The sequence below is a fragment of the Pontibacter sp. HSC-36F09 genome (assembly GCF_024171605.1).
In the GTDB taxonomy this organism is placed as follows: Bacteria; Bacteroidota; Bacteroidia; order Cytophagales; family Hymenobacteraceae; genus Pontibacter.
In genome coordinates this window covers 784871-805589 of sequence record NZ_JALKAA010000001.1, presented here as the reverse complement: position 1 = coordinate 805589, position 20719 = coordinate 784871, and the positions used below count along the sequence as shown (strand labels likewise).

The 20719-nt window shown below is 51.7% G+C and carries 23 protein-coding genes and 1 tRNA gene; 15 read left to right on the top strand and 9 right to left on the bottom strand.

The genetic code is table 11. The features are described 5' to 3' along the window. Positions 1-375 precede the first annotated feature (375 nt). Positions 376-1353, bottom strand: a complete 978-nt coding sequence (locus L1278_RS03730) for an NAD-dependent epimerase/dehydratase family protein (protein ID WP_220626319.1) — start codon at positions 1351-1353, stop codon at positions 376-378. 375 nt (positions 1354-1728) lie between these two features. On the opposite strand from L1278_RS03730, the gene L1278_RS03725 reads away from it, so the two are divergent. From L1278_RS03725 to L1278_RS03705, 5 genes are all read left to right on the top strand, one after another. Beyond that, a complete protein-coding gene (locus L1278_RS03725) occupies positions 1729-3129 on the top strand; it encodes a hypothetical protein (RefSeq protein WP_253401117.1) in 1401 nt (466 codons plus the stop codon). Positions 3130-3194: 65 nt separating this feature from the next. Continuing rightward, on the top strand, positions 3195-4391 hold the full coding sequence (gene kbl / locus L1278_RS03720) for a glycine C-acetyltransferase (RefSeq protein ID WP_253401116.1): 1197 nt from the start codon (positions 3195-3197) through the stop codon (positions 4389-4391). Between the two features lie 104 nt (positions 4392-4495). Then, positions 4496-4786 (top strand): hypothetical protein, encoded by a 291-nt coding sequence (locus L1278_RS03715; RefSeq protein ID WP_253401115.1) that lies wholly within the window; start codon positions 4496-4498, stop codon positions 4784-4786. Between the two features lie 6 nt (positions 4787-4792). After that, positions 4793-5323 (top strand): hypothetical protein, encoded by a 531-nt coding sequence (locus L1278_RS03710; protein ID WP_253401114.1) that lies wholly within the window; start codon positions 4793-4795, stop codon positions 5321-5323. 27 nt (positions 5324-5350) lie between these two features. Further along, complete coding sequence (locus L1278_RS03705) at positions 5351-5563, top strand: PLDc N-terminal domain-containing protein (RefSeq protein WP_253401113.1); 213 nt, start codon at positions 5351-5353, stop codon at positions 5561-5563. 80 nt (positions 5564-5643) lie between these two features. Here the strand turns inward: L1278_RS03705 and L1278_RS03700 are convergent, their stop codons facing one another. The 3 genes from L1278_RS03700 to folP form a co-directional block, all read right to left on the bottom strand. Next, complete coding sequence (locus L1278_RS03700) at positions 5644-5985, bottom strand: hypothetical protein (protein WP_253401112.1); 342 nt, start codon at positions 5983-5985, stop codon at positions 5644-5646. Positions 5986-6275: 290 nt separating this feature from the next. Further along, entirely contained in the window at positions 6276-7124 is an 849-nt protein-coding gene (gene cdaA, locus L1278_RS03695) for a diadenylate cyclase CdaA (RefSeq protein WP_253401111.1), read from the bottom strand. Continuing rightward, a complete protein-coding gene (gene folP / locus L1278_RS03690; protein ID WP_253401945.1) occupies positions 7121-7978 on the bottom strand; it encodes a dihydropteroate synthase in 858 nt (285 codons plus the stop codon). Before folP ends, cdaA begins: the two co-directional genes overlap by 4 nt. Positions 7979-8020: 42 nt before the next feature. On the opposite strand from folP, the gene L1278_RS03685 reads away from it, so the two are divergent. From L1278_RS03685 to L1278_RS03670, 4 genes are all read left to right on the top strand, one after another. Further along, positions 8021-8575, top strand: a complete 555-nt coding sequence (locus L1278_RS03685; protein ID WP_253401110.1) for a DUF1599 domain-containing protein — start codon at positions 8021-8023, stop codon at positions 8573-8575. 190 nt (positions 8576-8765) lie between these two features. Then, a complete protein-coding gene (locus L1278_RS03680) occupies positions 8766-9857 on the top strand; it encodes a BT_3928 family protein (RefSeq protein WP_253401109.1) in 1092 nt (363 codons plus the stop codon). Positions 9858-9872: 15 nt separating this feature from the next. Then, entirely contained in the window at positions 9873-10394 is a 522-nt protein-coding gene (locus tag L1278_RS03675) for a shikimate kinase (protein WP_253401108.1), read from the top strand. A 107-nt stretch (positions 10395-10501) separates the two neighbouring features. After that, positions 10502-11116 (top strand): sterol desaturase family protein, encoded by a 615-nt coding sequence (locus L1278_RS03670; protein ID WP_253401107.1) that lies wholly within the window; start codon positions 10502-10504, stop codon positions 11114-11116. 68 nt (positions 11117-11184) lie between these two features. On the opposite strand, the gene L1278_RS03665 is transcribed toward L1278_RS03670, so the two are convergent. The 5 genes from L1278_RS03665 to pheS all read right to left on the bottom strand — a co-directional run bounded on the left by L1278_RS03665 (position 11185) and on the right by pheS (position 14189). Continuing rightward, positions 11185-11355, bottom strand: a complete 171-nt coding sequence (locus L1278_RS03665) for a hypothetical protein (protein ID WP_165820516.1) — start codon at positions 11353-11355, stop codon at positions 11185-11187. 202 nt (positions 11356-11557) lie between these two features. Continuing rightward, a tRNA-Asn gene (locus tag L1278_RS03660) sits at positions 11558-11631 on the bottom strand. 136 nt (positions 11632-11767) lie between these two features. Beyond that, on the bottom strand, positions 11768-12157 hold the full coding sequence (locus tag L1278_RS03655) for a hypothetical protein (RefSeq protein ID WP_253401106.1): 390 nt from the start codon (positions 12155-12157) through the stop codon (positions 11768-11770). Positions 12158-12176: 19 nt separating this feature from the next. After that, positions 12177-13034, bottom strand: a complete 858-nt coding sequence (locus L1278_RS03650; RefSeq protein ID WP_253401105.1) for a 3-hydroxyacyl-CoA dehydrogenase NAD-binding domain-containing protein — start codon at positions 13032-13034, stop codon at positions 12177-12179. A gap of 126 nt (positions 13035-13160) precedes the next feature. Further along, entirely contained in the window at positions 13161-14189 is a 1029-nt protein-coding gene (gene pheS / locus L1278_RS03645) for a phenylalanine--tRNA ligase subunit alpha (RefSeq protein WP_253401104.1), read from the bottom strand. 322 nt (positions 14190-14511) lie between these two features. Here pheS and L1278_RS03640 point away from each other — a divergent pair, with 322 nt between their 5' ends. From L1278_RS03640 to L1278_RS03615, 6 genes are all read left to right on the top strand, one after another. After that, positions 14512-15363, top strand: coding sequence for a cell wall-active antibiotics response protein (locus L1278_RS03640; RefSeq protein WP_253401103.1), 852 nt, complete (start codon positions 14512-14514; stop codon positions 15361-15363). Then, entirely contained in the window at positions 15363-16421 is a 1059-nt protein-coding gene (locus L1278_RS03635) for a sensor histidine kinase (RefSeq protein WP_253401102.1), read from the top strand. Before L1278_RS03640 ends, L1278_RS03635 begins: the two co-directional genes overlap by 1 nt. After that, positions 16396-17139 (top strand): LytTR family DNA-binding domain-containing protein, encoded by a 744-nt coding sequence (locus tag L1278_RS03630; protein WP_253401101.1) that lies wholly within the window; start codon positions 16396-16398, stop codon positions 17137-17139. The genes L1278_RS03635 and L1278_RS03630 overlap by 26 nt, the downstream gene beginning before the upstream one ends. Before the next feature lie 269 nt (positions 17140-17408). Beyond that, a complete protein-coding gene (locus L1278_RS03625) occupies positions 17409-18041 on the top strand; it encodes a TetR/AcrR family transcriptional regulator (RefSeq protein ID WP_253401100.1) in 633 nt (210 codons plus the stop codon). Between the two features lie 19 nt (positions 18042-18060). After that, positions 18061-19536, top strand: a complete 1476-nt coding sequence (locus L1278_RS03620) for a TolC family protein (protein ID WP_253401099.1) — start codon at positions 18061-18063, stop codon at positions 19534-19536. Positions 19537-19568: 32 nt separating this feature from the next. After that, positions 19569-20717, top strand: coding sequence for an efflux RND transporter periplasmic adaptor subunit (locus L1278_RS03615; protein WP_253401098.1), 1149 nt, complete (start codon positions 19569-19571; stop codon positions 20715-20717). Positions 20718-20719: the final 2 nt, after the last annotated feature.

Sequence of the window (20719 nt, the reverse complement as noted above, 5' to 3'; positions counted from 1 at the left end):
TTTGTAGTCGCATACCTGCTGCGGCCCTGCGACAGCACTTCTGTAACTTATAGACGTTTTGTGCAAAATATAGGTTAACTGCTGAATAAGAAAACAGCCGCCAACAAGATGCAGACGGCTGATTATACAAGTGTAGCTAATCTTTAATCTTTATTAAAATACAAATCCAAGGCGGAGGCATTCATTGGCAAATGGAAAGCAAAGGCTATAGGCGCGTCAACTCCTTTTTATACTTGTAATACTATATAGTTTGAAGCAAATGTTGTGCCTAATTATTACAGGTAGTGTCCGGGTATGATAAGATAGTTTAGTGAGTAAAAAAAACGGATGATGCTTTTGCACCACCCGCTTCGGTTATGCTTTGAAACACTATACCTACGCCACTGTCTGCTCTTCCTTCATTTTCTTCAGGTTCAGGAGCATATCCTCCGTCATCGCGTCCAGGTCGTAGGCCGGTTTCCAACCCCAGTCTTGTTGGGCGGTGCTGTCGTCAATGCTTTGCGGCCACGAGTCGGCGATTTGCTGACGGTAGTCGGGCTTATAGGTAATCTTGAAGTCAGGTATAAACTTTTGGATTGATTCGGTGATTTCCTTTGGCGAGAAGCTCATCGCGCTCAGGTTGTAAGAGTCACGAATCTTTACCTGCTCAGCCGGGGCATGCATCAGGTCCAGTGTTGACTTGAGCGCATCCGGCATGTACATCATCGGCAGGTACGTGTCTTCGCTGAGGAAGCACTCGTATGTTTGGCCTTCCAGAGCTTTGTGGTAGATATCCACAGCATAGTCGGTGGTGCCGCCGCCTGGCAGGGCTTTGTAGCCAATCAGGCCCGGGTAGCGGAGGCTGCGCACGTCCAACCCATACTTCTGGAAGTAATATTCGCACCAACGCTCACCAGCTTGTTTACTGATGCCATATACCGTGTTCGGGTCCATGATGGTATGCTGCGGTGTGTTCTGGCGCGGCGTGTTCGGGCCGAAAACGGCGATAGAACTTGGCCAGTATACCTTCTGCACCTTGTGCTCCAGCGACAGGTCCAGCACGTTGAACAGGCCTTCCATGTTCAGTTTCCAGGCGAACTTTGGATTCTTCTCGCCGGTGGCCGACAGCACTGCTGCCAGGTGGTAAATCTGCTTGAATTTATATTTGGAGGCCAGTTCGGCCAATACGTTTGTGTCCAGCACATCCACTTTCTCAAATGGGCCTGAGTCGCGGAGGTCAGCTTGCTTGGGAGCCGCAATGTCGGCTGCCACTACATTAGACCCGCCATACATGTTGCGGAGCTCGAGGGTGAGTTCAGAGCCAAGTTGTCCGCAGGCACCAATCACCAATACCGTGTCACTTGTGTTTGCCATAGTCAGATAAATTATTTGCACAAAGTAACCGATTTCAGGGCAATCCTGAAAGTATAAGCGTAAGAATCCCAGGGGCTCTGAAATAGAAAACGCCTGCCAAAGGCAAGCGCTTCAAGCTCATTAATTAAATGCTTTCACCACAGGCCAAAGGTATAGCGGCTGATCGGGTCCTGACATAGCTGCAAGCCGATTTAACGATTAAGTAACGCAATGGTAAAATAGAAATAATGCCATCCTGTTTCAGGAGAGCGATTTTCTTATATTTGTTGAGCAAAAGGCCGATTTAGATAGTATAAAAGGCCGATTGGACGAATATAAAACACGATTCAGGCCTGTTTCCGTACCTTTGCAGGTATAGCACATGGTCAGCGCACTATGACGTTTGAAGAGTACCTTATAAAAAAGCGGATAAACAGGGATGCCTTTGCGGCAGAAGACCCGGCCCGGTACCAGGTCTGGGAAAGCATGTATGCGCAAATGCACCCCAATAGCTTTTATGTGGCCGTGAAAATGGTGCTCAACAACGTGCGCCTGCGCTACCATCTTCGCGAAGAAGATGTGCCGAGACCAGCCACCACAGCCGCTCCACGACCAGCCGCCCGACGCGCTGCAGCTCCTGCCGGCAGAGCGGAAGCAGTGTCTCCAGCAGCTATACCTGAAGCGCCGGTCACTATACCTGCGGCAAGCGATGTTCCACAGGAAACAACTGAGGTAAAGCCGCTTATACCTGCCACAGCGCCTAAACCAAGACCCGTGGTGCGCCGACCAGCCGCTTTGAAACCACCAGTAGAAGGAGAGGAAATCACAGCAGCTAAACCAACCGAAGAAGCCGCCAAACCTGCAGTGCCACGCGCCAGACCAGTAATTAAACGCCCGACTGCCCTGGCAAAACCAGAAGAACAGGAAGCCAGTCAGGAGCAGAATGCCAATGCTATACCTGAGCCGACCGCGACCACAGAAGCAGCAGCTGAACCTGCTAAACCAGCCCGCCCGCGGCCTGTGATCAAGCGACCAGCCGCGCTGCAAAAGCCACCGCAAGGCGAGGAGCAACCTGCGACGGAACAGCCAGCCGAAGGTATAGCACCAGCAAGCGAAGCAGCTGCAGAAGCACCAAAGCCGCCGCGTCCAAGGCCGGTGATCAAGAGGCCAGCGGCTCTGCAGAAACCCACGGAGGAACAGCAGGCGACTCCAGGTATAGAAGACCAGCCAACTGCGACGGAAGCAGCGCCAACAGGTATAGAAAGTCCAGCGCAGTACGCCACTGAAGACCTACCAAAACCGCCAAGGCCACGTCCTGTTTTCAAGCGACCGGCTGCTTTGGCCAAACCAGCAGCTTCGGAAGCGAAACCGGAAGAGGCAAAACCTGAATCGGGTGACGTTGCTATACCTGACGCTACTACAAACGTATCTTCGGAAGAAGGATCATCAGTGAAAGCATCTGCAACAGAAGCCGCGCCTGCAGCACCAGTTGCAGAAGCGGAGCTGGGTGGAGAAACGCCTCTTGGGAATACGCCTGAAACTGAATTAAATGCTGCGCCACCAGCCAAGCCGCCTCGTCCGCGTCCGATCATCAAGCGTCCGGCACCACCCGCAGCAGCTGCACCAGAGGCAAAGCCGAAAGCAGAAGACCAGCAGGAGGGGAGTTCACCGACAATGGCTAATCCGGAGGCAGCAACTACTGAAGAGCCCCCTATACCTGAGCCTCAACCGGAAAAACCGAAACCACCACGGCCCCGTCCCATCATGCGTCGGCCTCCGCCCAAAACAGAAGAATAACAAACGACAGGTGCTATACCTGACCGATCAACATAAAATAAGTAACCGCTAAACGAAGATAACCCATGTACGAAACCTTAAAACCAGATTTGGAAAAACAGCTTGCCGAGATCAAGGAAGCTGGTTTGTATAAGCAGGAGCGTATTATCACCACGCCGCAGGGAGCCGATATCGATACCACGCAGATGCAGCACGTGCTCAACTTCTGTGCTAACAACTACCTTGGTCTGTCGGCTCACCCGAAAGTGATCGAGGCAGCCAAGCACGCCATCGACACGCACGGGTATGGCATGAGCTCCGTGCGCTTTATCTGCGGCACCCAGGACATCCACAAAGAACTGGAGCGCAAGCTGTCGGAGTTTCTGGGCACGGAAGACACGATCCTGTACGCAGCAGCTTTCGATGCCAACGGTGGTGTGTTCGAGCCTTTGTTTGATGCAGAGTCCGCTATTATTTCGGATGCTTTGAATCACGCTTCCATCATCGACGGTATCCGTCTGTGTAAGGCGCAGCGTTTCCGCTATGAGCACAACAACATGGAAGACCTGGAAGCCAAGCTTCAGGAAGCGACGAATGCCGGAACCAAGCACCGCGTCATCGTAACCGACGGCGCCTTCTCCATGGACGGCACTGTGGCGCAACTCGACAAGATCGTAGAGTTGGCTGACAAGTATAAGGCCCTGATTTTGGTGGACGATTCGCACGCGACTGGCTTTATGGGCAAGACCGGCCGTGGCGTGCACGAGTACCACAACGTGATGGACAAAGTAGACATCATCACGGGCACGCTGGGCAAAGCCCTGGGCGGCGCCATGGGTGGTTTCACGTCCGGCAAAAAAGAGATTATCGACATGCTGCGTCAGCGCTCACGTCCATACCTGTTCTCCAACTCACTGGCTCCGTCTATCGTGGGCGCCTCCATTGCCGTGCTCGACATGCTGCGCTCTACTACCGAGCTGCGCGATAAGCTGGAATGGAACACAAAGTATTTCCGTGAGCAGATCACAGCCGCTGGTTTCGACATCAAGCCCGGCGATCACCCGATTGTGCCGGTGATGCTCTACGATGCGCCGCTGGCGCAGGAGTTTGCCGCCCGCATGCTCGACAAAGGCATTTATGTGATCGGCTTCTACTACCCAGTGGTTCCAAAAGGACAGGCCCGTATCCGGGTGCAACTTTCTGCCGTGCACGACCGCGTACACATCGACAAGTGTATCGTCGCCTTCATAGAAGTAGGTCGCGAGCTGGGTGTGATCAAGTAGAATTGCAAAACTATCGAGGTATAGAAACAGCCGCTTCCATTGGGGGAGCGGCTGTTTTTTTATTACCTTGTCAGGTACGGTTTTCATCTATACCCGCTATACCTATGAACAACGTCAAAATAAAGGCTGGACAGTTGCTGCTCGGCACGGTGCTGGCCTGGCTGGTTATTTCGTTTCTGGCCTACGCTACAGCCGACATGCGAGGAGAAGTTAACCTGACGGGTACGCTGCTTCAAATCACCTTTTACTTCTCAATCCTACTTTCAGCGGAGGCCTACCTGAGTATGATGCTCAACCCACAGTGGGTGCGGGTGAACCTGGGAATGATACTGCTGCTTTGTGCCCCGGCACTAGCCTATCTGGCCTGGTTTGTCAGTCAGATTATTTTTGGGTAGTTCCCGATGAGATCCCAATTTATTATTAGCCTGCTCTTATTACTCTCAGTAGCCGCTACAGCCTGCGGCCAATCAAAAAAGGAGCGGCAAATTGATGAGATATTAAAGGAAGTCTCTATTATTGATGCGGCCGATTACCTAACAGAAGTTACACTGGATGCTGAAGCCTTTTTGGAGAATCAACCGGATGGAGGAGGTGAATTAAAAGGTCTGTATGAAGGAGGCTCTATCAGAAAAATTAGTTTGTGGGTAGGGCTTTCAAACGGCTTCGAAACCAAAGATTACTATTTCCAGGATGATAGGCTGATTTTCGTACATGAACAGTTCAACAACTTTGTGTATGACACAGAGAAAGGTTCATTTAACCTGGACAAAACAGAGAAGACCTTTGATGGCCGCTATTACTTCGTCAACGGAAAACTGCTGCACTACGAAACAACTGGTCACAATCGCTTTGAAGATGATTCAATAGATCCCGAAAACGTACTACCTACCGAAGCGAGAGAATATTCAAGGCTTTTAAGCGGTAAACTCTAAGAATCTTTTCATTCACAAGCTAATCCTATGCTCTTCTGCTTTATCCAAAACGATCCTTTCTTCGGCTCCATCGTGCTGCTGGTGGTGGCCCACTACTTACTGGTGGTATTTTCGCTGTTGCACCTGATCTTCAAAACAGATTATTCCCTGACGGAGCGCCTGCTCTGGATGGTGGTGCTGTGGGTGGTGCCCGTGTTTGGGTTGCTGGCCTATTGGGTATTCTGGAAAAGAAGGGCTTAAGGTATAAACGCAAAAAAGCCTCCGCTAAGCGGAGGCCCTTTCCATAGTTAGTTCTAAGTATTATCGTAAATGCGCTGAGGCTAGTCTTCTTTAGAAGCGTCTTTGCCTTGTTCGTCAAGAGTGATCGTGCCAGACTGACCTTCTTTGTTGGTCAGGTTGATTTCGTAAACAACTTTCGCGTCGGCAGCACCTTCAGCTGGCTTCACTTTGTAGATGTCGCCTACAGTCCACTCTTTATAAGTTTCGTGATCCAACACCGCCTTTACAGGGGCTGGAAGCTGATCTTTGGTAACTTTCTCTTTATTGTCGTTCTGAGTTTGCGTCTGGGCTTGCTCAGCAGCCTGGGTAGCTTGTGCGTTTGCATCGATTGATGTAAATCCAAGAAGGGCGATGGCGGCTGCTAAAAAAGTTACTTTTTTCATATTGTGTTAGTTTAGTTCTGATTAACATTTGATTTCGGATAGCCCTATTGGCATAACCGTGCCACAAGTTTGTTTTCGAATCAATCCTCTGATTGCTAGACAGTTAATTGCAATTGGTGTTTTGTCCAGATTGTGGAAGCGCGTAGAAAGGTGGGGAACAACTTCTACACATTGTGGTCTGAGCCCTCAATGAAGTGTTGCCTAAAAGCAAGTATAGCTACCAGGAAGCCATTGCTCCGGCAAATAAAAAAGCCAGCCCCGAGAGGCTGGCTTTGCTGTTAGCTTATACCTTATGCCGCGCTCACCGGCTTTTCGGCAGGGGCCGGAGCAGCGACCGGTCTCTGGTCTGTATCGAACAGGAACTGGTTGAGCTTCACGCGCAGGTCAGCAGAGGAGAGGTTGCGGTATACCTCGGCATTGCGCACGAGTGCGATCTGGCCTGTCTCTTCAGATACCACCAGCACCACACTGTCCGTCACCTCGCTCAGGCCGATGGCGGCGCGGTGGCGCAGACCCATTGAAGCAGGTATATCGTTGTTTTCAGTTACGGGCAAAATGCAGCGGGCCGCTTTGATGCGATTGCCCGAAATGATCACGGCACCGTCGTGCAGCGGACTCGTCTTATTGAAGATCGACATCAGCAACCGCTTCGATATTACGGCATCGATGAGGTCACCGGACTCAGCGTAATATTTCAGTTCAGAACTCTTGGCAAAAACGATCAACGCACCTGTGTTTTTAGCGGCCAGCGATTTAGCGGCTTCAATAAAAGGAGTGAGGCTGAGTTTCTCGACTTGATCGCGGCGCCATGGGAAACCACGGAACAGGCGGTCGTTATTAAAGGCAGTGGTCTTGCCGATCAGCAAAAGGAAGCGCCGGATCTCAGGCTGGAAAACGATGATGGCTGCCAGTACACCTACGCCCATAAATTGGCCGAGGATAATGCTGAGCAGCTCCATGCCGGCCGCCCTTACCACCAGGTATAGCAGGTATACGGAGAGTAGCCCCAGGAAAATTTTGAGGGCTACGCTACCGGTCAGGAGCTTGTAGAGTTGGTAGAGCAATACCGTGACGAGCAGGATGTCAAGCACATCCAGCAACTCAATCTCCAAAAAACCCAGTGTAAATAAAGGAATCAATGCGCTACTTTCGTGTATAGTTGGATAGTCTGTTTAGTTTCTTTTACGTCGTGCACCCGCAAAATGTCAGCGCCCTTTGTTAACGCGATGGTGTTGAGTACTATTGTGCCGGCCAGTGCTTCGTATTGGTCGATGCCGAGGTACTTGTAGGTCATGGACTTGCGGGATACTCCCACTAGTAACGGCAGCTCCAGTATGCGAAGTTCCTCAAGGCGGCGCATTAACTCAAAGTTCTGGTCCATGGTCTTGGCAAAACCGAAACCCGGGTCCAGGATGATGTCGTTCACACCCAGGTTTTTCAGCTGCGCCACTTTAGCCTGCAACTCATCAATCACCTCCAGCACCAGGTCGTTGTAGTCCGTCAGGCTGTTCATGGTCTGCGGTGTGCCGCGCATATGCATGAGGATATACGGTACCTGCAGTCGCGCCACGGTTTCGAACATGGCCTCGTCGAGGTTGCCGCCCGCAATATCGTTGATGATGGAAGCGCCCGCTTGTATACTCGCCTCGGCCACTGCGGCACGGAAGGTGTCTACTGAGATAACGGCCTCCGGGAAGCGCTGCATAATCGCCTCCACGGCAGGTATAACGCGGTCCAGTTCTTCGTCTACGGATACCTCCGCAGCTCCCGGCCGGGAAGAATAACCTCCGAGGTCGAGGATGTCAGCGCCGTCGCGCAGCATGGCTTCGGTGCGGTGTAACACATCGTCGAGGGAGTGAAGGCGGCTACCGGCAAAGAAGGAATCGGGCGTGACGTTGAGAATGCCCATCACGAGCGGCGTGTCCAGCGAAAGGATTTTTCCGCGGCAGTTAAGTGTGCTTTTCCTTCGAAAAAACTTATCTTTCGATTCCAATGTTGGCGTATCTGTCAATCGTTTAAAATTAAAGCTAAAAAGTTGATTAGTCAAACACTCCAGGAATATAATCAGGTAGTAAACCGCTGCAAAGACACCTTTGTCAAAAAGACCAAAGACTACGGCACCGCCTGGCGCGTGCTGCGCCTGCCCTCCATCACCGACCAGATTTTTATCAAGGCACAACGCATCCGCTCCATTCAGGAGAAGGGCAGGCAAATGGTGGAGGACGACATACGCGACGAGTTTGTGGGCATCATCAACTACTGCGTGATCGCCCTGATGCAGCTTGGCCTGCAGGAGAGCGACGAACTGACGCTTTCGGCTGAGGAGGTGGAGCGCAGGTATACCGAGCAAATCGAGGAGAACATCAAACTGCTCAACGCCAAAAACCATGACTACGGCGAGGCCTGGCGCGACATGCGTGTGAGTTCTATTACGGATATCATCCTGATGAAGCTCTACCGCACCAAGCAGATCGAAGACAACGAGGGCCATACCCTGATCTCGGAAGGCGTGGAGGCCAACTACCGCGACATGATCAACTACGCCGTGTTTGCACTGATCAAGTCGGGCTTTGCGGAGAAGGTGCAGTAAGGTATAAATCTGGTACAAGCATGACATCTCGACGGTAGGAGAGATCTGAAAGTACATAAAGCTTGATCGCTTCAGATTTCTCACTGGTGTTCGAAATGACAAAACTCTAAAATAGAAGATATTAGGAGGCGTAGGTAATCCAGCGTTGTGATTTCCTAAACTCCCAAACTCTTAAAATCTCCAACTCAAAATGCGACACATCACTAAGTTTTTCTGGCTCTTTGTAGGAGTTCTCTTCATCTTCTCGGGCATGATCAAGATCAACGACCCGGTAGGTACGGCCATCAAACTGGAGGAGTACTTTGAGGTATTCGCCCATGATTTTTCACCGGTGTTTTTGTCGCTGGTGCCGGCGGCGCTGTTTCTGTCCATCTTCCTGAGTGCGGCCGAAATTGTGCTGGGCGTGGCGCTGCTTATCCGCTGGAAACTGAAAGAAGTGCTGTGGCTGCTGCTGGCCATGATCGTGTTCTTTACCTTCCTGACCTTTTTCTCAGCTTACTTCAACAAAGTAACCGACTGCGGCTGCTTCGGCGATGCCATTAAACTCACGCCCTGGGAGTCGTTCACCAAAGACATCGTGCTGCTGGTGATGATCGTCTGGCTGCTTCTTAATAAGCGCTACCTGCAGCCGCTGGTGCAGCCTAAAGTAGGAGCGACTGTAACAGCACTCACCGCCTTGATCTCGGTAAGCATTGGTTGGTATGCTTATGAGCACCTGCCTTATGTCGACTTCCGCGCTTATAAAATAGGCAACAACATTCCGGCCCTGATGAAGCCCTCGGCACCACTGCGCTACAAGTATGTGATGGTGAAAGACGGACAGGAGCAGGAGTTTGAGGACTACCCGATGGACGATGCCTATACCTTTAAGGAGATGGTTGCCGTGAATCCGGAGGACGGTCCGAAGATCACGGACTTCAACGTATGGAACGATCAGGGCGACTTCACGCAGGAGATCCTGAGCGGTAAAAAGCTGTTGGTGATCGTGCATAGTGTAGAGAAAGCCAACCGAAGCGACATCGATAAGATAAGCAAGCTGGTGCAGGAAGCCGAACAGCAAGGTATAACACCGGTGATCATCACCTCGTCTGGCCGACAGGAGTTTGAGGCTTTCCGCCACGAGGTTGGTTTGGCTGCCCCTTACTATTTCGGCGACGGCACCGTGCTCAAGACCATGATGCGCTCCAACCCCGGCACTATGCTGCTGGAGGACGGCACCGTGAAAGGCTTATGGCACCACAACGATACGCCCGAAGTGTCGGAACTGGTGAGTTTACTGTAAGCGAAACGCTTTACCTTGGCTTTGAACACGCAGCGCATTTTCCTGATCGGCATGATGGGTGCCGGCAAGACCACGCTAGGACGTGAGCTGGCCGGGCGGCTCGGCTATACCTTCGTGGACCTCGACGAGTACATCGAGCAACGGGAAGGCAGTAGCATTGCGCAACTGTTTGAGGCAGGAGGACAGGAGTTATTCCGGCAAAAGGAACGGCAGGCGCTAGAGGCAGTGTTGCGTGAATTTGAACTGGTTGTTGTTGCCACAGGCGGCGGCACCCCCTGCTTCTTCGACAACATGAATTTTATCAACCAGCACGGCATAAGTGTTTTTATAGATGTGCCGGCTGAGGAACTCACCCAACGCCTACTTGCGACAGATCTACGTCAGCGTCCCTTGCTGGCTCAAAAAAATGAAGTGGAGCTGAAGGATTTCATAGTCAAAACATTAGCTGCACGACGCGTATTCTACAAACAGGCCAGGTATACGGTATCGGGAAAAAGGTATAACATTGAACGATTAGAATCGTTAGTTAAACCATAATAAAAACTCCGCGTTACCGCTTATGTATTGCAGCGGATAAATACATACGGTATACCTAATATTTGACTAATTTTGCAGTTAAAATCCGTTTTTAGCAAAACCTGACTATGAAACCCAATCACAAAGGACAAGCCCAGATATTCCAGAACCCTGTGCTGGAAAGACTGACCCGTACACACATCGCACTGCCTATTACCATCTTCATTGTTTTTGCCATCGGGCTGATCTACTATGGGATCACCTACAGCTTCATCAATGTGCTGGAGGCGATCAGCTTCTTTCTGATGGGCTGGCTTATCTTCTCGCTAATAGAGTACTGCGCGCACCGTTTTGTGTTCCACATGGACACAGACACGCCGATGAAGGAACGCATCCAGTATACTTTTCATGGCAATCACCACGAGTACCCGAAGGACAAAGAGCGCCTGGCCATGCCGCCAATCGTGAGTTTGTTCATCGCTTCGTTCTTTTTCTTTGTGTTTAAGCTGATCTTCGGGCAGTTTGTGTTTGGCGTAGTGGCCGGAATGCTGTTTGGCTATGCGCTATACCTGTTTGTGCACTACGCCGTGCACGCCTATGCGCCGCCTAAAAACTTCCTGAAGCAACTCTGGATCCACCACAGCATTCACCACTACAAAGATCCGAACGTGGCCTACGGCGTATCGTCTCCCCTCTGGGACTACATACTGGGCACTATGCCGAAACGCACAAATGCCAAGTAATTTCCAGGTATAGATAAATCAAAAAGGGAGCCATTTGGCTCCCTTTTCTTTTGTTAGGTATTAAGCGCTTATCGTCTGAAACGGCTGAACAGCCAGCCCACCAGGGCCACGATCAGGACGATGATGATGAGGGCGGTCCACATACCTGCCTCGAAGATGTCTCCTATTAATTCGCAGCTGCTCAGCGTAACTGCCATCAGGACGAATAGTACGGATAAGTATGCTCTTATATTCTTCATGGTCTTAGTTAGTTAAGGTTATAGCACAGCACTATACACTCTTATCAAGTGCGAGGCCGCTATTAATATGACGAAATCGTCATATATATTCAGATACTTACTTTTTGGGGAAAAGGTTGGCTTTTAAGCAGGGGCAAGCTGTAGTGGGTACTTAAAGCGAAAGTCATAAAACAAAAAAGCCACTCGATTGAGTGGCTTTTCGCTCTCCCTCCTGGGCTCGAACCAGGGACCCTCTGATTAACAGTCAGATGCTCTAACCGACTGAGCTAAGGAAGAGTGTTTCGGTTATTTCGCGGGCAGTGATACCGTTGAATTATGATGCAATATTACGGCTCTTTTTGAGATTATGCAAGTCCTGTCCTAAAAAAATCTTCTCTGGAAGCGTAAATTTCTGGGAATCAATCTGAAAATTTTAATTGAAAATGGAGAGCAGGGAGCCATTCAACGCAGTTCGGTATTGCCGGAGGCCGTACACAGCGGGGCCCGCCATCACACCCCCCTGAAAATTGAACTGCGAACCGCAGCAAGCGTCTACCATAAACAGGTTGGATTGGTCTGCCTCCACCTGTCCGCAAGGTGCGCTGGCAGTAGGGTCGTAAGGGCAGGCCCGCTCGAAAGCCAGGTATAGGTTTGCGTTCTGTCGGATCACGATAATGCCTTTGTAGCCGGAATTCAGGTATACGTAGCCACCGTCCTGCCGCAGGCGTGTGTACAGTTGGCTGTTCACGTTGATCTGTTCGCTCACCGGCACATTGGGTATACCAGGGCCCTGGTTGTCGCTGCCGCAGGAGACCAGCAGCATTGCCAGCAGGCAGAAAAACCTACTGATAATCGTAAAAGCCTTTGCCAGACTTGCGGCCGTGGTGGCCAGCGTCCACTTTCTGCTGCTGTATGCGGCTCGGTCTGAATTTCGGGTCATAATGGAAAGCCTCAAACATGGAGGAGGTAACAGAGAAATTGGTGTCTACGCCGATCAGGTCCATCAGTTCGAAGGGCCCCATCTTAAAGCCGCTGGCCTGCATGAGGCGATCTATACCTTTGGCGTCGGTCACGCCTTCTTCGAGCAGCTTCAATCCTTCCACGTAGAAGTGGCGTGCCACCCGGTTCACGATAAAGCCTGGGGCGTCTTTTGCCATCACCGGTTTTTTGTCCAGTTTCAGTGCTAGTTGCCGGATGGTTTCAGCTACTTCCGGTGAAGTGGCCGCTCCGGAGATCACCTCCACCAGCTTCATGATATGGGCTGGATTGAAGAAGTGCATGCCTACTACGCGCTCCGGATGCGGTATACCTGCCGCAATGCGCGTGATAGGTATAGAGGAGGTATTGGAGGCGAAGATGGTGTCCGGTGTGTTGACCGCATCCAGGTCCTTGAAAATGCTTTGCTTCACTTCGAGGCGCTCTACCACGGCTTCTATGATAACGTTGCAGTTCAGTTGCAGCGTATCGCCGGTATAGGTAAGATTTGCCAAGGCAGCTTTTTTCTGAGCTTCGGTCAGTTTGCCGCGCTCTATACCTTTGTCGAGGTTCATCACGGTCGTGGCTTCAGCTTTTTTGAGCACCTGCGCATTGATGTCGAACAGGATGGTCTTATACCCGGCCTGCGCACAGATTTGCGCAATGCCCTGCCCCATGGTGCCGGCACCCACTATACCTATGGTTTTGATGTCCTCGAAGTTCATGTGTTGAATTTTTAAATGGTTGAATAGTTAAATTGTTATAAAGTTAAGCTGTTGATTGGCTTTGCTATACCTAAAAATAAGCTATTGGCGAAGCCCAACAATTTAACAATACAGTAATCTAACAATTTAAATAACCCCCTTAAACTGCCGCAGGAAACGCACGTCGTTCTCGGTAAACAGGCGCAGGTCTTTGATCTGGTAACGGAGCATGGTGATGCGCTCGATGCCCATCCCGAAAGCGAAACCAGAGTATACAGTGGAGTCGATGTTGCAATTATCCAATACGTTGGGGTCTACCATACCGGCACCGCCGATCTCTACCCAGCCCGACTGCTTGCAGATGTTGCAACCTTCGCCTTTACAGATAAGGCACGAAATGTCGATCTCGGCGCTTGGTTCGGTGAAGGGGAAGAACGACGGACGGAAACGCACTTTGGTGTCCTGGCCAAACATCTCCTTGGCAAAGTAATAGACGGTTTCCTTGAGGTCTTTGAAACTTACGCCTTTGTTCACGTAGAGGCCTTCCACTTGCTGGAACACCATGTGCGCACGGGCCGAAATGGCTTCGTTACGGTATACGCGGCCCGGCATGATGCTGCGTAGCGGCGGCTGGTTATTCTCCATCAGGCGCACCTGTACGTTAGAGGTATGCGTACGGAGCAACTTATCGCGGTCTTCACTCAGGAAGAACGTGTCCTGCATTTCGCGGGCCGGGTGGTTCTCCGGGAAGTTGAGGGCCGTGAAGTTGTGCCAGTCGTCCTCGATCTCCGGACCGTCGGACACATTGAAGCCGATGCGCTCGAAAATGCGCACGATCTCGGCACGCACCAGCGAAAGCGGGTGACGGGTACCCAATGTATTAGGTATAGGAGGCAGCGTAAAATCAAAAGCGTTCTCGGCTTCAGCACCAGCCGAAGCACTGGTCAGCTGCTCCTGGGCCTCGTCGAAACGGGCCTGCGCGCGGTTCTTGAGCTGGTTCAGCTCCTGGCCCACCTGGCGGCGCTGCTCCGGTGCCACTGATTTCAGGTCATCGAAAAGTGCGGCGATGGCGCCTTTGCGGCCGATGTAAGTGATGCGAAACTGTTCCAGCTCGGCAACGCTCGTTAGCTGCGCGGCCTCTATCTCTTGTGCTACTCTCTGTATATTCTCAACCATAGTATGCAAAGATAATAATTTGCGAAATTTAGCGGTTGTTTTGACTTTATAAATAAGGTCATCCCCCTGGCCCTTTCAAAAGGGGAGTTCTCAAATAACGTTTACGTTTAATAACTGCACGCATATTGAGCGTACCCCTTTGAAGGGGGCGGGGGATGATATTACTGTAGGTGAATAATACAGATTAAAAAAACTAACTTGGTTTACCGACGCCAACCCGCCGTTTACCGACTTCTGTCCAAAGGTAGCCTAATTACCATTGAGCTGAGCCAATGCATCTTATACCTTTGGAACAGATCTTAAAACAAAACGAAATAAAGCCATGAAAAATCAAGATTATAAAAGCAGCGGGTCCGGCAAGATGGCCGGTGTCTTTCTGCTGATGGTGGGCGTGCTGCTGCTCACCGCCAAAATGGGCATTTTCTTTTTACCGGGCTGGGTGTTCTCCTGGCCAATGTTCTTGATCGCGCTGGGCGTATACCTGGGCTTCAAACACTCGTTCCAGAAGCCAAGCTGGTTGGTGCTGGTTGTGATCGGTGGCGTTTTCCTGCTTGACAGGCACATCTTCCTCGACTTCAACCTGAAGCTGTATTTCTGGCCCATCCTGATCATCGGACTAGGGCTGTGGCTGATCCTCAAGCCTAAGAAACGCAATCCCTGGGAAAACCAGGTGAATGCCACAGCAAGTCCAAGACCGGAAGACACACCCGGCTACTACACCGACCCGGTGAACGGTGCTTATCCTGGTGCCTATACCGACTATACGGGTGAGGAGGCCTATACCTCCGGTGCCTATACCGGAACAACTGACCAGGCGGCTTACGGACCCGAAGACCACATCGACAGTGCGGCCATACTGGGAGGTATAAAAAAAAACATCGTCTCTAAGAACTTCAAAGGGGGCGAAGTGGTGAGTGTGTTCGGAGGCACGGAGCTGAACCTGATGCAGGCTGACATACAGCACCCGATCGTGCTGGAAGCCACCCAAATATTTGGCGGCACTACCTTGATCATCCCGCCGCACTGGCAAGTGAAATCCGATGAGATGGTGGCCATCCTGGGAGGGATAGACGACAAGCGCCCGGCCATGCCGCAGCAGGGCTATGATTCCAACAAAGTGCTGATCCTAAAAGGCGCTACTATCTTTGGCGGGCTAAGCATCAAAAGTTACTAATGGAAGGGGTGGCTTCGCAGGTGCGCCTGGTGCTGCTATACCTTGGCTGGGGGTTGCTCTGGTCGCTGGTGCAGGTGCTGGTTCTCTGGCCGTCAGGCTTTGAGAGGCACATCATGGTGACGGATGCGTTGCTTACCAACCTGCTGCTGGCCATTGGCGGCTTTGCGATGGGCACGGGGCTGCGCTACTACCAGCCAAGTTTGCGGCAGGCAGGCTACCTGCTGGGCTGGAGCCTGGGGCTGGCAGGTATAAGCGCCACCATCTTTTACTGGAGCACTCATACCTTGTTCGAAGGTAGCGCGCTATACCTGCGTTTTGTGGACAGCACCCTGGCCGTTCGGGTGGCTTTTAACTGGCTGATGCTGCTACTGATGCTGCTCCTGACCTGGCTTTGGTTTTATACCCGCGAGTTGCAGGAGGCCGAGAAGCGCAAGGCGGCCACCGAAAAGTTGGCCCGCGAAGCCGAACTCTATAACCTGCGCCAGCAACTGCAGCCACACTTCCTATTTAACAGCCTCAACTCTATCAGTGCCCTGGCGGTGAGCCGGCCGGAACAGGCCCGCAACATGGTGCAACAGCTTTCGGATTTTCTGCGCGGTACCCTGCGTAAGGACAACAACCAGCTGGTGCCGCTGGACGAGGAACTGAAGCAACTGCAGCTATACCTGGATATCGAGAAAGTTCGCTTCGGGCACCGGCTGCAAGTGGAGGTAGAGGCGACTGAAGAAAGTCAAAGCCTGAAGCTGCCCGCCCTGCTCTTGCAGCCGGTCGTGGAAAACGCCATCAAGTTTGGTCTCTACGACACAGTGGGGGAAACAGCCATTAAGGTAAATGCCACTACAGCAGAAGGCTACCTGACCATCATCACCCAAAACCCATACGACCCAGCCACGAGCCAGCCCCGCAAAGGCACCGGCTTCGGGTTAGACTCCATCCGGCGCAGGCTATACCTGCTCTATGCCCGGCAGGACCTGCTCAGTATTTCGCAGCATGATCATCAGTTCACAACCACCATTAAGATACCCCAGCCCTATGAAAAAATGCCTGATAATAGATGATGAACCGCTGGCCCGCAGTATTGTGGCCGAATACCTGCAGGCATATCCCGAGTTGGAGGTAGTGCAGGAGTGCTGTGATGGCTTTGAAGGTGTAAAGGCGATTATGCAGCACCAACCCGATCTGATCTTCCTAGATATTCAGATGCCCAAGATCAACGGTTTTGAGATGCTGGAGCTGGTAGAACAGGCGCCCGGCGTCATCTTCACCACCGCTTTCGACGAGTATGCCATCAAAGCCTTTGAGGCCAATGCCGTGGATTATTTACTCAAGCCTTTCAGCAAGGAGCGCTTCGATGCGGCTATACGGAAGTGGCTGCAGAGCCAGGCTGCCGCACAGGCTATACCTGCCACCGCTGCGTTGGAGGAAGCTACCGGCAAACAGCCCGAGGAACAGCACCGCATTGTGGTGCGGGCCGGCAACAACATCCGTATTATACCTGTGGGAGAGGTGCTATACCTGGAGGCCTACGACGACTATGTAAAGATCCATACCCGCGACGGCGTGTTCCTCAAGAAAAAAACCATGGGCTACTACGAGAAAGCACTTAATCCGGCGCAGTTTGTGCGTGTGCACCGCTCCTACATCATGGCCCTGTCGCAACTCACCCGCATTGAGCCTTTCGAGAAAGACAGCCATGTGGCCTTGCTGCGAAACGGAGAGCGTATACCTTTGAGCAAAAGCGGCTATACCCGGTTGCGGACCGTGCTGGGTATATAGCCTTACTACACCACGCATATTGTTGTATCTAGCTGATTGTAAAGATGCTTTTAGCTGTTGGAAGACAAAATGTTAACGTCTGAATCAGCTTTTGCACTGTTCGTCTAAATCGTTTTCTCCCTTCATAAAAACCTGACACATTTGTCCCGCCTAAGACAGATTTCTTTTCATCCTAAAAGGCTAAACATTTACCAAATAATTCTGTTAATTACTGGTGGAAACTTTCGGGATAAAAAACGTTTCCGTAGTTTTGCCCCAGAATTATGAAAATGGAAACGTCTGTACAACCACCGGTAAAAGAAAAGATAGCAGTAGAGGCTTTTAAGCTTTTCTGTCGGCGTGGCATCAAGGGCACTTCAGTCGATGACATAGCCCAGCACCTTTCGATGTCGAAGAAGACCATCTACAAGTGGTTCAGCAATAAAGACGAGATCGTGTTTTGGGCCATTAACTCATACCTGACCTCGGTGGACACGGACTGCGAGTGTTGCAGACAGGAAGCACCCAATGCCATCGAAGAACTTTTTGACATCATGAAGACCACCCGCCAGGTTTTCGCCAGCATTCACCCCAGCATATTCTACGACCTGCAAAAGTACCACGCCAATGCCTGGCAGAAGTGGCAGGAGTACAAAAACCACGACTTCCTGAACCGGATAAAGGAGAATCTGGAGCGGGGAATGTCGGAGGGTTTGTTTCGCAAGGACCTGGACATTGAGGTGATCGCCCGCCTTCGCCTCTCCCAGATCGAAGTGCCCTTTGACGAAACAATCTTCCCACGCTTCCAATTTGAGCTACTGCATGTGCAGACGGCCAGTCTTGAGCACTTTATGCTCGGCATTGCCACGCTCAAAGGCCATAAGATGATTAATGACTACAAGCAAATCACTGAAGAAGAATAATCGCATATACCTCCCCACTATGAAAAAACACCGCAGCCTGTTATTGACAATGTTTGTCCTCCTGAGTCCGCTTGGGGTGCTTGCGCAAGGGTCGCCGCAGGCTTTTAGTCTGCAACAGAGTATAGACTATGCCCTGCAGAACCGTATGAGCCTGAAAATAGCCCGCAACCAGCAGGACATCGACAAAGCCAAAGTAGGGGAGATCCGGGCGATGGGCCTGCCGCAGATTAATGCGAATGCAGAGGTCGGCAACAACTTCATCCAACAGAAAACTTTGTTTGATCCGAGTAGTTTTGGCGGAGCCCCTTCTGAGTTAGATCCATTTATAATCACTCCTGAGCAGGTTGCCTCCGGACAGCCTATCGTCCTTAACCCGACTTACTCCCAACCAGAACCTCAGCCATCCACCGGACTTCAGGCGATTTCCTTCGTGCAGCCTTATAATGGAAGTATCACAATTACAGGTAGTCAACTATTGTTCGACGGCTCTTACCTGATCGGGTTGAAGGCCGCCAAAACCTATACCGAGCTCTCGCGCAAAACCACCGAACAAAACGAGATCGACGTGGTAGAGCAAGTGACCAAGGCCTACTACAGCGTGCTGGTGAGCCGCGAGCGCATGGAACTCCTCCATCAGAATCTCAACCGCCTCGACACACTTTTAAAACAAACACAGGTGATGTTTGACAATGGCGTGGCCGAAAAGCTGGATGTGGATCGTCTACGGGTAACCTATAATAACCTGAAAGTAGAAAAGCAGAAGACCGAGCGCCTGCTCATTTTAGGCGAAGACTTGCTCAAGTTCCAGATGGGGATGCCCCAGAAAGAGCAGATCACCTTAACGGACAGTCTGAGCGAAGTGCAGGTGGATATGGCAAAGGCCGACCGAAATGGCTTTAACTACAGCAACCGCATCGAATATTCTGTACTGGAGACGCAGCGTGACCTCGCTCTGCTGAACCTGCGCAACATCCGCTCCGGTTACCTGCCGAAGCTCTACCTGAATGCACGCTATGGTTATATTGGAGTAGGGTCTACTTTTTCAGATGTGATGAACATCAGGGCCGGCCAGGATAACACGACAGACAGGAACTACTTTGACTTTGGCTATGTGGGGCTGCAGCTGCAGGTGCCGATTTTCGACGGGCTGCGCAAGCACTACCAGATACAGCAATCGCGCCTGACGCTTGAGAATGCCAAACTCGGTTTTGAGAGTCTGGAACAAGGTATAGACCTGGAACTGGAGCAAGCCTCCACTGACCTGACCAACTCGCTCGACGTGCTGGCATCGCAGCGCGAGAACCTGGAGCTGGCCGAAGAGATTGCCCGCGTGTCCAAGATCAAGTTTCAGGAGGGCGTGGGCTCTAACCTGGAAGTGGTAACCGCCGAAACTGATCTGCGTCAGGCACAAACCAACTACTACGCCGCCATGTACGATGCGCTCATCGCAAAAGTGAACCTCGACAAAGCCACCGGCACCCTTCTGACAAAATAAAACACCCAAAAAAGCTAACACACGACATAACTATGAAGAAGATATTTGGAGTTTCATCGCTGGCCCTGTTCTTAAGCCTGGCCGCCTGTAACCAGGGCAACGACAAAGAGGCACAACTGGCTGAGCTGAAGCAGCAGCAGACCGAGCTGCAGGAGCAGATCGCTCAACTGGAAGCAGAGCTGAAGGCAGAGGGCAAGGGCGGACCGGTTGAGAAGAAGACCGTGCCGGTAACCGTGGCACAGGTGCAGCAGGATACGTTCCGCCATTACCTGGAAGTGCAGGGCCGTGTGGACTTCGACCAGAACGTGTTTGTAAGCGCCAAAGTGCCGGGTGTACTCACTAGCGTGCGCGTGAAGCGTGGCGACAAGGTAAACAAAGGCCAGACCATGGCAACCATAGACGCGCAGGTGCTGGAGCAGAACATTGCCGAGGTGCGCACCCGTCTGGAATTGGCCAACGTGGCATACGTGCGACAGAAAAACCTTTGGGACCAGAAAATCGGCACCGAGATGCAGTTTCTTACGGCCAAAAACAACAAAGAAGCCCTGGAGCGTAGCCTGGCTACCCTGCAGCAGCAGCGCGACCAGTACAACGTCAAAGCTCCTGTAAGCGGTGTGGTAGATAACGTGATTCCTAACGCTGGAGAGGCCGTAGCGCCGGGCGTGGGCATTATCCGGGTAGTTAATACAAGCGGCTCTAAGATTGTGGCAGAGGTGTCGGAGGCATACCTGACCAGGATCAGCAAAGGGGACGAGGCCCTGGTGCGTTTCCCGGATCTGAATCAGGAAATAACAGCGACTGTGGATGTAGTGAGCAGCTTTATCAACCCCGGCAGCCGCACCTTCACCATTGAGCTCCGGCCTAAAAACGTTGACGTAGAGTTGCGACCAAACCTGGTGGCCGTGGTGCGCATACAGGACTACCGGAAAGAAGACGCCATCATTATCCCTGTCAACCTGGTGCAGCGTGACGAGAAATCTCAGTATGTGTATGTGGCCCAGAAACAAGGCGAGCGCTACGTGGCTACCCGCAAAGAAGTGGAGACAGGCGTGAATTACCAGGGACAAGTAGAGGTGCTGAAAGGGCTGAAGGCGCAGGACTACATTATTACAGCAGGATACCAGAGCGTGAATGAGGGGCAGCCGGTTGTTTTCAACCAGGAAAGTATCGCGCAGCAATAATC

Coding starts and splice junctions, on each gene's coding strand:
- L1278_RS03710 (WP_253401114.1), top strand. CDS start 4,793: ATGAGATCCCAATTTATTATTAGCCTGCTCTTATTACTCTCAGTAGCC.
- L1278_RS03635 (WP_253401102.1), top strand. CDS start 15,363: ATGGAAGGGGTGGCTTCGCAGGTGCGCCTGGTGCTGCTATACCTTGGC.
- L1278_RS03670 (WP_253401107.1), top strand. CDS start 10,502: ATGAAACCCAATCACAAAGGACAAGCCCAGATATTCCAGAACCCTGTG.
- L1278_RS03680 (WP_253401109.1), top strand. CDS start 8,766: ATGCGACACATCACTAAGTTTTTCTGGCTCTTTGTAGGAGTTCTCTTC.
- L1278_RS03665 (WP_165820516.1), bottom strand. CDS start 11,355: ATGAAGAATATAAGAGCATACTTATCCGTACTATTCGTCCTGATGGCA.
- L1278_RS03725 (WP_253401117.1), top strand. CDS start 1,729: ATGACGTTTGAAGAGTACCTTATAAAAAAGCGGATAAACAGGGATGCC.
- L1278_RS03655 (WP_253401106.1), bottom strand. CDS start 12,157: ATGCTGCTGGTCTCCTGCGGCAGCGACAACCAGGGCCCTGGTATACCC.
- L1278_RS03700 (WP_253401112.1), bottom strand. CDS start 5,985: ATGAAAAAAGTAACTTTTTTAGCAGCCGCCATCGCCCTTCTTGGATTT.
- L1278_RS03715 (WP_253401115.1), top strand. CDS start 4,496: ATGAACAACGTCAAAATAAAGGCTGGACAGTTGCTGCTCGGCACGGTG.
- L1278_RS03615 (WP_253401098.1), top strand. CDS start 19,569: ATGAAGAAGATATTTGGAGTTTCATCGCTGGCCCTGTTCTTAAGCCTG.
- L1278_RS03705 (WP_253401113.1), top strand. CDS start 5,351: ATGCTCTTCTGCTTTATCCAAAACGATCCTTTCTTCGGCTCCATCGTG.
- pheS (WP_253401104.1), bottom strand. CDS start 14,189: ATGGTTGAGAATATACAGAGAGTAGCACAAGAGATAGAGGCCGCGCAG.
- L1278_RS03620 (WP_253401099.1), top strand. CDS start 18,061: ATGAAAAAACACCGCAGCCTGTTATTGACAATGTTTGTCCTCCTGAGT.
- L1278_RS03640 (WP_253401103.1), top strand. CDS start 14,512: ATGAAAAATCAAGATTATAAAAGCAGCGGGTCCGGCAAGATGGCCGGT.
- L1278_RS03730 (WP_220626319.1), bottom strand. CDS start 1,353: ATGGCAAACACAAGTGACACGGTATTGGTGATTGGTGCCTGCGGACAA.
- L1278_RS03630 (WP_253401101.1), top strand. CDS start 16,396: ATGAAAAAATGCCTGATAATAGATGATGAACCGCTGGCCCGCAGTATT.
- L1278_RS03625 (WP_253401100.1), top strand. CDS start 17,409: ATGGAAACGTCTGTACAACCACCGGTAAAAGAAAAGATAGCAGTAGAG.
- L1278_RS03650 (WP_253401105.1), bottom strand. CDS start 13,034: ATGAACTTCGAGGACATCAAAACCATAGGTATAGTGGGTGCCGGCACC.
- kbl (WP_253401116.1), top strand. CDS start 3,195: ATGTACGAAACCTTAAAACCAGATTTGGAAAAACAGCTTGCCGAGATC.